We start from the raw sequence: 12,081 nt of genomic DNA, 5'->3' as shown, positions 1-12,081 counted from the left end.
GCATGGCCACGCGAGCGCAATCACTCACCATCACCGACGTCACGGCCCAGGGGAGCGACGCCATCCTGCTCAGCCTGCGCGTGGACGATGAGCAGCAGCCGAAGTTCACGTTCCAGCCGGGCCAGTACCTGACGCTGGCGGTCGAAGTGCAGGGCGAAGAGCACTGGCGCTGCTACTCGATCACCAGCGAGCCCGTGACAGGGCAGCCGATCAGCGTGCTGGTGCGCCGCGTTGCCGGCGGCCGCGTCTCGAACTGGCTGTGCGACAACGCCCGGCCGGGCCTGCAGTTGAAGGTTCTTCCCCCCGCCGGGCGCTTCACCCTGGCACGGCCAGGGCGGCCGGCGTTGTTTTACGCAGGCGGAAGCGGCATTGCGCCGGTGTTCGCGCTGGCGCGCGAGGCGCTCAAGCAAGGTGCGTCCCGCGTGCGGCTTTTTTACGCCAACCGCGACCGTGCCAGTGCCATGCTGCTGGCCGAGCTGCAGGCGCTGCAAGACGCCAGCGCAGGCCGGTTGGAGATCGAACATTGGTATGACGCCGAGCAGGGTCTGCCGACACAGGCCGGGCTGGAGCGGCAGACGCATGGGCTGGAGCAGGCGGATGCTTATCTGTGCGGCCCCGAGCCTTTCATGCGCGCCGCCGCCACCGCTCTGGCGGCTTGCGGGTTCGACGCCGCCCGCGTGCACCGGGAGGACTTTGGCGCTGCGGTGCAGGGCGCGCGGGAGGATGCCGCCGATGGTCCGGCGGCGACCCTTACGGTGCAGATCAAGGGCCAGACCCACACCATCGCGGTGCAGCCCGGCGAACTGCTGCTGACCGCCATGCTGCGCGCCGGACTGCCTGCGCCGCATGCCTGCCAAGTCGGCGAATGCGCATCCTGCATGTGCCGGCTGGAGGCGGGCGAGGTGCAGCGGCTGGACAACTCGGTGCTGGACGAGGACGATGTGGCCGCGGGCTGGTTGCTCGCTTGCCGCACCCGTGCCGCCAGCCCTGCGCTGCAGGTGCGATTTTCCTGACCTGCGAACCACGGACCACGTCACCATGACCCGAGACGGCGCCGCTACACCGCCCTGGGACCTGATCCGGTGTTTCCTGGCGCTGGAGCGCCACGGCAGCTATGAAGTGGCCGCGGAACTGGAGGGCATCGACGACTCCACGCTGCGCCGGCGCATCCGCCAGCTGGAGCAGCACTTTGGCCGCGCCCTGTTCGTGCGGTCGGAAAGCGGCTGGCGCGCCTCGGCTGACTTGCACGCGCTCGTATCGGCGGCGCAGCGCATGGAAGTCGCCGCGCGCAGCTTCTTCCAGGATCACCAGGCCGACGCCGGCACCATCCGCATCAGCGTGATGGATGTGTTCGCGCAGCGCTTCGCGCCAGTGTTCGCGACGCTGAGCGAGAAATACCCCCGGCTGGTGCTCGACATCACCACCGAGGCGCATTTCGTCAACCTGGAGCAGGATCAGGTGGACATCGCCGTGCGCCTGGCGCGCCCGGTGCGCAACAGCAACTCGCTGCGTGTGCGCAAGCTCGGCAACGTCGCGGTCGGTGCCTATGCCAGCCGTGCCTATCTGGCGCAGGAACACCGGGAGCACCAATTGCTGGCGATGAACCTGCAGTTCTTTCACCAGGACCACGATTTCATCTACGCCCAGCAGGACTGGTCCCGCTTCGGCCTGGCCGGGCGGGTGCGGCTGCAGTCCGATAGCTTCGCGCAATTGGCACGGTGGTGCGCGCTCGGCCAGGGCCTGGCACTGCTGCCCCGGTTTCTCGCGGACGAGCACCCGCAACTGGTGGCCAACCCGGCGGACGTCTTCATCGATACGGAGCTGTGGTTGGTCAGCCGTTTCGACATGCATGCTGTCTGGCAGCGTGACCTGGCCGACCTGCTGCAGGCCGAGCTGGCGCGCTGGTCGCAGTGAGCAGGGTTTGGTCGCCGGGCCCTGGAGCATGCTATATATTAAGTAGCTATTAGCGCTTTGAAGTAAAGAGTTACATGCCTTTTTGACCTGAAAAAACGGCTGGCATGGGAGGTGCCTCGGCACGCGCGTCCGGCTTGAAACCGCTCGGAATTGCCCTATCTGAAGGACCATTCGGAGGTTCCATGCGACTCGACAAACTCACCACCAAATTTCAGCAAGCCCTGGCCGACGCCCAATCGCTCGCGCTCGGGCACGACAACGCCTATATCCAGCCCGAGCACCTGCTCGCGGCCATGCTGCAGCAGGAGGATGGCCCCAAGTCGCTGCTGGCGCGCGCCGGAGTGAACGTGGCGCGCCTGGCGCAGGAGGCCAGTGCCGCGATCAAACGCCTGCCCGGCGTGCAGGGGCAGGAACAGGTGCAGCCCGGCCCCGACCTGCTCAAGCTCTTGGAAAGGTCTGCAAAACCTCCTCTCAGCCCCTCATGATGAGACAATAGCGACATGAAGCAGATGAGTCTGGAGGCGCCGATGTATACGGGCTTTGAGCTGCGCGCCAAGCGCACCCGCAAGCGTGCGTTTTTGGAGCAGATGGACCGTGTGGTGCCGTGGGCAGAGTTGGTCGCACTCATCGAGCCGTATGCGCCGAAGGCGGGTCCCAAGGGTGGGCGGCCACCCTTTGCGGTAGAGAAGCTGCTGAGGATTCATTTTTTGCAGCAGTGGTTTGGTCTGTCGGACCCGGCGGTGGAGGAAGCCTTGTACGACACGCCGCTGCTGGCGAGCTTTGTTGGTCTGGACCTGGGGGTGGATGTCGTGCCGGATGAGAGCACCATCCTGCGCTTTCGCCACCTGCTGGAGCAACACGGCCTGAGCCAGCGTATCCTCGAGACGGTCAATCGCATCCTGACCGAGCGTGGCCTCATGCTCAAGAGCGGCACCATCGTGGATGCCACGCTCATTGCTGCTCCCAGCTCGACCAAGAACGCCCGCCGTGAGCGCGACCCTGAGATGCACCAGACGAAGAAGGGCAACCAGTGGTACTTCGGCATGAAAGCGCACGTTGGGGTCGACGCCGAGACAGGGCTGGTACACACGGTGGTGGCCACCGCTGCCAACGTCTCGGATGTGACGCAGGCGCATCGGCTCTTGCACGGGCAAGAGACCGACGTCTTTGCCGATGCGGGCTATCAGGGAGTGGACAAGCGAGCGGAAAACCAGGGCAAGCAAGTCGCTTGGCACGTGGCCATGCGGCCGGGCAAGCGCCGGGCATTGGACAAGCGCACTTTTCTTGGCCAGGTGATGGATGCCTTGGAACGCACCAAGGCGCGCATTCGTGCCAAGGGTGAGCATCCGTTTCGGGTACTCAAATGCCAGTTTGGCTACCGCAAGACGCCCTATCGAGGCTTGGCCAAGAACGGCGCGCAGCTCAACGTCCTGTTTGCGCTGGTCAATCTGTGGCTGGCGCGCAAAGCCTTGCTGGCTGCGACGGGATAAGTGCGCCCGCAGTGGGCTCACTGGGGCCGGATGAGGCTGCAGAGGGCCCACGAAGGGGCTTGCTGGAGCCCAAGAACCGGAGGGTGTCAGGATTTTTGTGTGGGGGGCCTACCATGACGATGTTCAGGAGCCCCCATGCCACGCAAGAAGACCACCCCCGCCGCGAAGCCGGACGCCATTCTTCCCGACGAGCTGCTTGAGAAGCTGATCCCCGGCCCGATGGACGCCGCCGGCGTCGAGGCCGTGTTCCAGAAGCTGAAGAAGGCCGTGATCGAGCGCGCCTTGGGGGCTGAGCTGGGCGTGCACTTGGCCAGCCCCGAGGGCGGCTGCGGGAACCATCGCAACGGCCGCAGCGGCAAGACCGTGCTGACCGACGGCGGGCCGCTGCGGATCGAGGTGCCCCGCGACCGGGCCGGCAGCTTCGAACCGCAGCTGATCCCGAAGCATGAGCGCCGGTTTGCCGGCTTTGACGACCGGATCATCTCGATGTATGCCCGCGGCATGTCGGTGCGCGAGATTCAGGGCCATCTGGCCGAGATGTACGCCATCGAGGTGTCAGCGGAGTTCATCAGCGCCGTCACCGACGCGGTGATGGCCGAGGTGGGGGCCTGGCAGGCCCGGCCGCTGGAGCCGATGTACCCGGTGGTGTTCTTCGATGCCCTGCGGGTGAAGATCCGCGAGGACGGCGTGGTGCGCAACAAGGCGGTGTATCTGGCCTTGGGCGTGCTGCCGGACGGGACCCGCGACATTCTGGGGCTTTGGATCGAGAACACCGAAGGCGCGAAGTTCTGGATGAAGGTGTTCAACGATCTCAAGACCCGCGGGGTCACGGACCTGCTGATCGGCGTGGCCGACGGCCTGAAGGGCCTGCCGGAGGCACTGGAGGCGGTGTTTCCGGCCACGACCCTGCAGACCTGCATCGTGCACCTGATCCGCAACAGCCTCGACTATGCGAGCTGGAAGGACCGTAAGGCGCTGGCCGCGGCGATCAAGCCGATCTACACCGCACCGAGCGCGGAGGCCGCCGAGCGCGCGCTGGACGCGTTCGAGGCAGGGCCGTGGGGCCAGCGCTTCCCGACCGTGGTCGCGGCCTGGCGGCGGGCGTGGAGCCGGGTGATCCCGTTCTTCGCGTTCCCGCCCGAAGTGCGGCGGATCATCTACACCACCAACGCCATCGAGAGCGTGCATTCGCGGTTACGCAAGATCATCAAGAGCCGCGGGCACTTCCCAAGCGACGAGGCGGCCACCAAGCTGATCTGGCTGGCCTTGCGCAACATCACCGCGGACTGGAAGCGGGCGAGCAAGGAGTGGAAATCGGCGATGAACCAGTTCGCGATACTATACGGCGACCGCTTCACCCTCGCACCACGCTGAACGACACGAGGACAGATTCAGAAACCGCCCCACACACAAAAAACAGGACATCCCCTCGCCGGCCTGCGGTCGGTCAGGCAAGACCAAGTGCTCGTATCCCTGCCTGACGGCCTGGTCTCGGATCGCGTGCACCCGGGAAACGGCATCTACGAACTCCTGCTCGGTCAGCTTGTGAATGCGATCTGGTGCCAGTAACTCGCGCAGCTCAGACGACTACTCCTGAAGGCAACGACAGCAGAGCGGCCCGCTCGCGCCCGGTCAGTGCGCGAGCGGGCGCGCCAGCGCCTCACGCCAGGCCAGCACCAGCGGCGACGGCGGACGGCCCTTCAGTTCCACGCGCCACAGGAGCCGGACCAGCTTGGGTGCGCCTGATAGCTTGAGGGCAGCCACTTCACGCAGCGCCAGCAGCTCGCGCACCACGCGCATCGGCAGCAGTGCCACCCCCAGGCCGGCCGCGACGGCGCGGGCGATGCCTTCGTTGCTGCCGATCTCTATGCATCGCTGTGGCCGGATCGCGAGTTCGTGCAGCAGCCGGTCGGCCACGTCGCGGGTGCCGGAGCCCGGCTCGCGCAGCAGCCAGATCTCGCTGCTCAGTGTGGCGGCGGTGAGGCGTCGGCTGCGCGCCAGCGGCGAGTGCACGCCAGCGACGACGCACAGCGGCTCCTCGCGCCACGTGTGCGCTGCAAGACGCGGGTCGTGCACATCGCCCTCGACCAGACCGATGTCGATGCGGCAGTCGAGCAGGGCCTCGCAGACCATCTGCGTGTTGCCCTGAACCACTTGCACATCGACGGCTGGATGGCGATGCACAAAGTCCGCCAGCAGTTGGGGCAGCCAGTAGGCACCCACGGTGGTGCTGGCCCCCACCCGCAGGCGACCGCGCTGCAGCCCCACGCGCGCCTGCACGTCTTCGATCGCGGCCCGCTCCAGCGCAAAGATGCCCCGTGCATGCTCGAACACCGCCGCACCGTCCGGCGTCAGTTGCACGCCCCGGGCGCTCTTGGGGCCGCCCGCGCCACGTTCGAGCAAGGGTAGGCCGATCTGGCATTCCAGCTCGCGCACGGCTTTGGAGACAGCGGGCTGGCTGATGAACAGGGCCTCGGCCGCGCGCGAGAAGCTTCGCAGCTCAGCCACAGTGAAGAACACGCGCAGCAGGTGAAGATTCAGTCGCATAACTTAAAGTTACGTTTTCTTGAAAAGAATGTATTGGACTCATGGTACCAGATGCAGGAAACTGACGTGCATCGCGGCGCTCATAGCGGTCTCTAAGCGCCAGCCAACGTTTTCCGTGAAGGAGTCCGACCATGTCCACCTCGTTGTCCGCCACGACCTCTGCGCCTCCGACCTGGAGGACGCGTGCCTGGTGGCAAGGCCTGGCGCTGGCGGGGCTACTTGCCGCCGCCGCCATGGTGGCGGCGCAGACGCCTTGGGCGGGGCGCTGGGGCCTGTCGGCGCTGACGCTGGCCATCGTGCTGGGCATCGTGGCCGGCAACACGTTCTTTCCGGCCATCGCCGCGCACACGGCTGCCGGGGTCGATTTCTCCAAGAACCGGCTGCTGCGCGCGGGCATCGTGCTGTACGGTTTTCGCATCACCTTCCAGCAGATCGGCGCCATCGGCTGGGCCGGCGTGGTGATCGATGCGCTGATGGTGGCGCTGACCTTTGTTCTCGCGCTGCAGCTGGGCACGCGCGTGTTCAAGCTGGACCGGCAGACCTCGATGCTGATCGGCGCGGGCAGCGCGATCTGCGGCGCCGCCGCCGTGATGGCCGCCGAGCCGGTGGTGCGCGCGCAGGCGCACAAGGTGTCGGTGGCCGTGGCCACGGTGGTCGTGTTCGGCACGCTGGCGATGTTCGCCTACCCGCTGCTGTACCCGTACCTGCACCTGTCCGAGCAGGCCTATGGCGTGTACGCGGGCTCGACGATCCACGAGGTGGCGCAGGTGGTGGCCGCCGGGCGCAGCGTCAGCGAGCCGGCCGCCGCCACGGCCGTCATCGTCAAGATGCTGCGCGTGATGATGCTTGCGCCGTTCCTGCTGGCGCTGTCAAGGGCCGACCGGGCCGACGGACAGGGTGGCGCGGCCCGCATCACCATTCCCTGGTTCGCGCTGGTGTTCATCGCCGCCGCCGGCGTGAATTCGCTGGGGTGGCTGCCGCCGCAATGGGTCGCGGCCCTGGTGCAGCTCGACACCGTGCTGCTGGCCATGGCGATGGCCGCGCTCGGGCTGCGTACCCACGTGGGAGCCATCCGCCAAGCGGGCCTTAAGCCCTTGCTGCTGGCGGCCACGCTGTTCGGTTTTCTGATGGTCGGCGGCTATGGTGTGAACCGGGCCGTCAGCCACTGGCTGGGGTGAAGCATGCCGCGATGAGGCGATGAGTTTTGCGCCCAGGCGGGAATAAACCGGCCGACGCTCCCGTATACCTCAATGTCAACCTCATTTCTTCCACCCACGTACTAAGGACTACCGAGTGTGCATGGACATGAGCGCAGCCTACGCCAAGGGCGTGGCGCTGGCGCTGCCCGAGGCGCAGATCAGCTACGACCGCTTCCACGTCGTCTCGATGGCCATCGAGGCGATGGACCAGGTGCGCCGCGCGGAGATGGCCACCGACGCGCAGGCGGTGGGAGCCGCGCTGGGCGCTGGCGGCCGCAAGACGCTCAGGCAGCTGCTGTGGGGCATGCGGCGCAACCCCAGCAGCTGGAGCGCCCGCCAGATCCAGGCGATGCACTGGCTGCAGCGCTCGACGCTCAAAAGCGCGCGGGCGTGGCGGCTGAAGATGGCGCTGCGCGCGGTGTACGCACGGGCCACAGCGCACAACAGCATCGAACAGGCCGCATCCGACCTCAGGGCCTGGCTGAGCTGGGCGCGGCGCTGTCGGCTCGAGCCGTTCAAGAAGCTGGCCGCCACGCTCAAGGAGCGGTTCGACGCGGTGGTGCGCGGCATGGTCGATCACCGCAGCAACGCCTTCGTCGAAACGATGAACGGGCTGCTGCAGCAGGCCAAGCGCGCCGCGCGCGGCTTCAGGACGAGCCAGAACTTCATCGCCATCGCCTACCTGCGCATGTCCAAGCTCAAGCACCTGCCGGCCAGTCCGTTCGCGCCGGCGATGCCCCAGTGACAGTGTTGCTTTCCACACGAAACGACATGGAGCCGTTTATGCTGCATGACATGGAGTTCAACCCTTGTCGGCATTGAGGTTCGCTTTGCAGCTCGAGGATGATCGCAAGGGGGTGGTGCCTGAGCGGGATCGGCATCGCCGCCGGGCTTGGCGCGGGGGCCCGCTGATCCCCGGCGGCCTGGACGCGGCCGCGGGCTGCTGGCGGACCGGCAGCGAGCCGTGGTTCCCGGCGCGCCCGGCGGCCCTGGGGGGCGGGTGCTTGGTGCTGGCCGTGACCGTACTGGCGCCGCCTGCGATGGCCGCGTGGCGGAGGCGCCATGCGGCTTGAGCCCTTCGTGTCCTTCGCGGGCCATGCCTTTTCGCTCACGCCGGCCGAGCTGCTCGCCCGCCACGGTCCGCCGATGCGGCAGGGGCGCAACGAGATCGGCCTGAATGAATACGACTACGGCGACGTGGTGCTGCGCTTCCAGGAGGGCGGGCGCCTTGAGGAGATCACCGCGCAGGCCCCGGTGCTGTACCTGGGGGCCTTGGCCATCCCGTTCGGCCATCTGGCCTCTTTCGTGCGCCGACAGGATGCGCAGGCGTTCCAGCGCATGCGCTTCTGGGTGAGCCCGGCCCTGGGCCTGGCGTTCGACCCGCACGAACCCGGCTGGGTCACGGCGCTTGCGCGGCACTGCCTGCCCGAGTGGGAAAAACTCTGAACCTCGAACACGCCATGTCTCCCGACATTCATGTGGCCTGCCTGTGCGCGGCCTGGTGCAGGTTGTGCGAAGAATATGCCGCCGTCATCGACACAGTGGTCGCCTCGTTCCAGGCGGAGGGTGTTTCCCTGCAGGTGCACTGGGTCGACATCGAAGACGAAGCGGATTTCGTCGGTGAGGTGGAGGTGGAGACGTTCCCGACGATCATCATCGTCACTGGAAATGTGGTGCGGTTTGCCGGGCCTGTGACCCCGCAGGCATCAACCCTGAACCGCCTGCTCCGCGCGACGGCGCTGGGCGTTTCCGCCAACGCTCCCGTCGCGGCGGTTGCGCCCGAGATTCAGGCCTTCGCCGACCGGCTGGCGCGGCGTGTCGATTCCGGCCACGCCCGTTCGTCGTCCTGAAGTCAGCCACTCACTTCAAGGAGATTCATCATGCCGACCGGAACCGTTCGCCAGCCACCTGTTTCCGTTGAAGGAGTCCGACCATGCCCACCTCGATGTCTGCCGGCGCCGATGCCGTGCCTCTGCCTTGGAGTACACGCGCGTGGTGGCTGGGTGTGGCCTTGGCGGGCGGCCTGGCCGCAGCCGCGATGGCCGCCGCGCAAACGCACTGGGCCGGGCAGTGGGGCCTGTCGGCGCTGACGCTGGCCATCGTGCTGGGCATCGTGGCGGGCAACACCTTCTTTCCGGCGATCGCGACACACACCGCTGCCGGGGTGGACTTCTCGAAGAATCGGCTGCTGCGGGTGGGCATCGTGCTGTACGGCTTTCGCATCACCTTCCAGCAGATCGCCGCCGTCGGCTGGGCGGCCATGGTGATCGACGTTGCCATCGTGACGTTGACCTTTGTGCTGGCGGTGCAACTGGGCACGCGAGTGTTCAAGCTGGACCGGCAGACCTCGATGCTGATCGGCGCGGGCAGCGCGATCTGCGGCGCCGCCGCCGTGATGGCCGCCGAGCCGGTGGTGCGCGCGCAGGCGCACAAGGTGTCGGTGGCCGTGGCGACCGTGGTCGTCTTCGGCACCCTGGCGATGTTCGCGTACCCGCTGCTGTACCCGTACCTGCATCTGTCGGAGCAGGCTTACGGTGTGTATGCGGGCTCGACCATCCACGAGGTGGCGCAGGTGGTGGCGGCCGGGCGCAGCGTCAGCGAGTCAGCGGCGGCCACTGCAGTCATCGTCAAGATGCTGCGCGTGATGATGCTGGCGCCCTTTCTGCTGGTGCTGTCGCGTGCCGACCGCGCCGAAGGACAGGGTGCTGTCGCCCGCATCACGATTCCCTGGTTCGCGCTGCTGTTCATCGCTGCCGCAGGCATCAACTCGATGCAGTGGCTGCCGCCGCAGTGGGTCGCCCGTCTGGTGCAACTGGACACGGTGCTGTTGGCGATGGCCATGGCCGCGCTCGGGCTGCGCACCCATGTGGGCGCCATCCGCCAGGCGGGGCTCAGGCCGCTGCTGCTGGCGGCGGTGCTGTTCGGCTTTCTGGTGATCGGCGGCTACGGCGTGAACAGAGCCGTCACCCATGGACTGGGGTGACTCGCGCCGGAGCAAAGTTGCGTTGCGCGGGAATAAACAGGCCCGCGCCCCCGTATACCTCATGCGAGCCCAATTTCTTCAACCCTTCGACAAGGACCACCGACCATGAAGCCACTCACCGCAACAGCCTTTGCCCTCGTGACCCTATTCAGCAGCACGGCGTTCGCCGGACCCGCCGACGACGCCCGCACGCACTTCCAGGCCATCGGCTCGGGCGATCTGGCCGCGCTGATGCGGGGCTACGCCGACAACGCCCACCTCACCTGGGTCGGTGGTCCGCTGGATGGCAGCTACGCGGGCGCTGACGCGATCCGCGGGGTCTGGGAGAAGTTCACCAAGTCGCAAGGGACTCTGAAGGTGTCGATCGACAAGGTGGAGGAATCGGCCAACCCCAAGGGCGCCACCGTGACGGCCAACGTGCAGTTCGAGGGCAAGCAGCCGATCAAGGTGCGCTACGTTCTGACCTATCGCGACGCCAAGATCGTCAACGAAACCTGGCAGATCGATCCGAAACTGTCAGTGGCCAGTTACTGAGCAGCCACGGGCGACGGCAGCGAACGGCGTCGGTGCGCGATGAAGGCCCAGGACGTGGCGTTGACCGAGGCGGGCGCGCTGATGGTGGCGGCCCTGCCGCGCCTGCGGCGCTACGCTCGCGCGCTGGTCGGCGACCGCGCCGCTGCCGACGACCTGGTACAGGACACCCTGGAGCGGGCCTGGGCGCGCATCGACAGTTGGCGGCCGGACGGCGACATGCGCGCCTGGCTGTTTAGCATCCTGCACAACCTGCATGTGGACCAGCGCCGCCGGCCCGCCGTGGTAGCCGTGCCGCTGGACGAAGAAGCGCTGGCGTCGCCGGTCAGGGCTTCACAGACCGACGGCCTCGAAATGAGAGATCTCGAAATTGCACTGCGGCAGCTCCCGCCCGAGCAGCGCGAGGTGCTGCTGCTGGTGGCGCTGGAGGACATGAGCTACGACGAGATCGCGCGCACGCTCGGTGTGCCGCTGGGCACCGTGATGTCGCGGCTGTCGCGTGGCCGCGCGCGCCTGCGCGGCGTGATGGAGGGACGCATCCAACCCACGGCATTGAAGGTGGTGAAATGAACCCGTTGCCCATCACTGAAGCGGATCTGCATGCCTTTGTCGACGGCCTGTTGCCCGAATCCCGGCGCGCCGAGATCGAAACCTACCTGGCCGAGCGCCCGCAGGAGGCGCAGCGCTTGCAGGCCTACCGGCAAGACAAGCAGGCGATCAAGGCGCTGTACGGGTCGCTGCTGGATGAACCCGTTCCCGACGTATTGCTGCAGGCTGCCCGTGCGCCGCGCACGCGCTCCGCTGCACCCCACGCGGGAACGCGCCTGTCGCGCTGGTCGCTCGAACGCGTGGCGGCAGGCTTTGCGTTGGTGTTCTTCGGCGCAGGCGCCGGCTGGCTGGGGCGAGGCGCCTTGCAACCGCCAGAGATGCTCGCCCGATCGACCCGTGGACCGGCGGCCATCATCAACGCGGCGGCCGGCAGCCTGCCGCGGCAAGCGGCCATCGCGCACGTGGTCTACAGCCCCGACGTGCGGCGACCGGTGGAGATCGGCGCCGACCAGGAAGACCAGTTGGTCGCCTGGCTGTCCAAGCGCTTGGGCGCGAAGATCCGCCCCCCGAAGCTGGGTGCACTGGGCTACGAACTGATCGGCGGGCGCCTGTTGCCCGGATCGAGCGGCCCGGTGGCGCAGTTCATGTACCACGACACCACGGGGCAGCGCCTGACGCTGTACGTCACGAACGAGCAAGCATCCAATCAGGATACCGGCTTCCGCTTCGCGCAGGACGGGCCGGTCAATGTGTTCTATTGGATCGACGGCAAGTTCGGTTACGCCTTATCGGCCGGCATCGACAAAGGCGAGCTGGCGCGCATCGCCACGGCCGTCTACGCCCAACTTCAACCGAGCTGATCCATGCA

Annotated in this window: 12 protein-coding genes and 2 pseudogenes; 13 read left to right on the top strand and 1 reads right to left on the bottom strand. The window is 67.1% G+C overall.

Annotated elements, in window-relative coordinates:
- Positions 1–2 precede the first annotated feature (2 nt).
- From ACPP3B_RS07125 to ACPP3B_RS07105, 5 genes and pseudogenes are all read left to right on the top strand, one after another.
- Positions 3–1,013: a 2Fe-2S iron-sulfur cluster-binding protein gene (locus ACPP3B_RS07125; RefSeq protein WP_424858577.1), complete on the top strand. Its 1,011-nt coding sequence runs from the start codon at positions 3–5 to the stop codon at positions 1,011–1,013.
- A 25-nt stretch (positions 1,014–1,038) separates the two neighbouring features.
- Positions 1,039–1,914, top strand: coding sequence for a LysR family transcriptional regulator (locus ACPP3B_RS07120; RefSeq protein WP_424858576.1), 876 nt, complete (start codon positions 1,039–1,041; stop codon positions 1,912–1,914).
- Between the two features lie 182 nt (positions 1,915–2,096).
- A pseudogene (locus ACPP3B_RS07115) lies at positions 2,097–2,378 on the top strand (Clp protease N-terminal domain-containing protein); the annotation flags it as partial.
- 36 nt (positions 2,379–2,414) lie between these two features.
- Positions 2,415–3,404 (top strand): IS5 family transposase, encoded by a 990-nt coding sequence (locus tag ACPP3B_RS07110; RefSeq protein WP_066708478.1) that lies wholly within the window; start codon positions 2,415–2,417, stop codon positions 3,402–3,404.
- A gap of 135 nt (positions 3,405–3,539) precedes the next feature.
- Positions 3,540–4,778, top strand: a complete 1,239-nt coding sequence (locus ACPP3B_RS07105; protein WP_132963481.1) for an IS256 family transposase — start codon at positions 3,540–3,542, stop codon at positions 4,776–4,778.
- 258 nt (positions 4,779–5,036) lie between these two features.
- Here the strand turns inward: ACPP3B_RS07105 and ACPP3B_RS07100 are convergent, their stop codons facing one another.
- Positions 5,037–5,951: a LysR substrate-binding domain-containing protein gene (locus ACPP3B_RS07100; protein ID WP_200899120.1), complete on the bottom strand. Its 915-nt coding sequence runs from the start codon at positions 5,949–5,951 to the stop codon at positions 5,037–5,039.
- A 131-nt stretch (positions 5,952–6,082) separates the two neighbouring features.
- On the opposite strand from ACPP3B_RS07100, the gene ACPP3B_RS07095 reads away from it, so the two are divergent.
- The 8 genes and pseudogenes from ACPP3B_RS07095 (at position 6,083) to ACPP3B_RS07060 (ending at position 12,073) form a co-directional block, all read left to right on the top strand.
- Positions 6,083–7,129 (top strand): YeiH family protein, encoded by a 1,047-nt coding sequence (locus ACPP3B_RS07095; protein ID WP_066708475.1) that lies wholly within the window; start codon positions 6,083–6,085, stop codon positions 7,127–7,129.
- Positions 7,130–7,247: 118 nt separating this feature from the next.
- Positions 7,248–7,895 (top strand): annotated as a pseudogene (locus ACPP3B_RS07090) (transposase); the annotation flags it as partial.
- Positions 7,896–8,212: 317 nt separating this feature from the next.
- A complete protein-coding gene (locus ACPP3B_RS07085) occupies positions 8,213–8,596 on the top strand; it encodes a hypothetical protein (RefSeq protein ID WP_424858575.1) in 384 nt (127 codons plus the stop codon).
- Positions 8,597–8,610: 14 nt separating this feature from the next.
- Positions 8,611–9,000, top strand: coding sequence for a thioredoxin domain-containing protein (locus ACPP3B_RS07080; protein ID WP_424858574.1), 390 nt, complete (start codon positions 8,611–8,613; stop codon positions 8,998–9,000).
- 95 nt (positions 9,001–9,095) lie between these two features.
- Positions 9,096–10,133: a YeiH family protein gene (locus tag ACPP3B_RS07075; RefSeq protein ID WP_424860160.1), complete on the top strand. Its 1,038-nt coding sequence runs from the start codon at positions 9,096–9,098 to the stop codon at positions 10,131–10,133.
- Between the two features lie 105 nt (positions 10,134–10,238).
- The gene (locus ACPP3B_RS07070; RefSeq protein ID WP_424858573.1) at positions 10,239–10,667 is read left to right on the top strand and encodes a nuclear transport factor 2 family protein; all 429 of its coding nucleotides are present in this window, start codon (positions 10,239–10,241) and stop codon (positions 10,665–10,667) included.
- Positions 10,668–10,706: 39 nt separating this feature from the next.
- On the top strand, positions 10,707–11,234 hold the full coding sequence (locus tag ACPP3B_RS07065; RefSeq protein WP_424858572.1) for an RNA polymerase sigma factor: 528 nt from the start codon (positions 10,707–10,709) through the stop codon (positions 11,232–11,234).
- Positions 11,231–12,073, top strand: a complete 843-nt coding sequence (locus ACPP3B_RS07060) for an anti-sigma factor family protein (protein WP_424858571.1) — start codon at positions 11,231–11,233, stop codon at positions 12,071–12,073. Before ACPP3B_RS07065 ends, ACPP3B_RS07060 begins: the two co-directional genes overlap by 4 nt.
- Positions 12,074–12,081 lie beyond the last annotated feature (8 nt).

This window comes from Tepidimonas sp. HKU77, assembly GCF_049728535.1.
In the GTDB taxonomy this organism is placed as follows: domain Bacteria; phylum Pseudomonadota; class Gammaproteobacteria; order Burkholderiales; family Burkholderiaceae_C; genus Tepidimonas.
The sequence above is the reverse complement of the archived record's forward strand: the minus strand, read 5'-3'. Positions and strand labels throughout refer to the sequence as shown.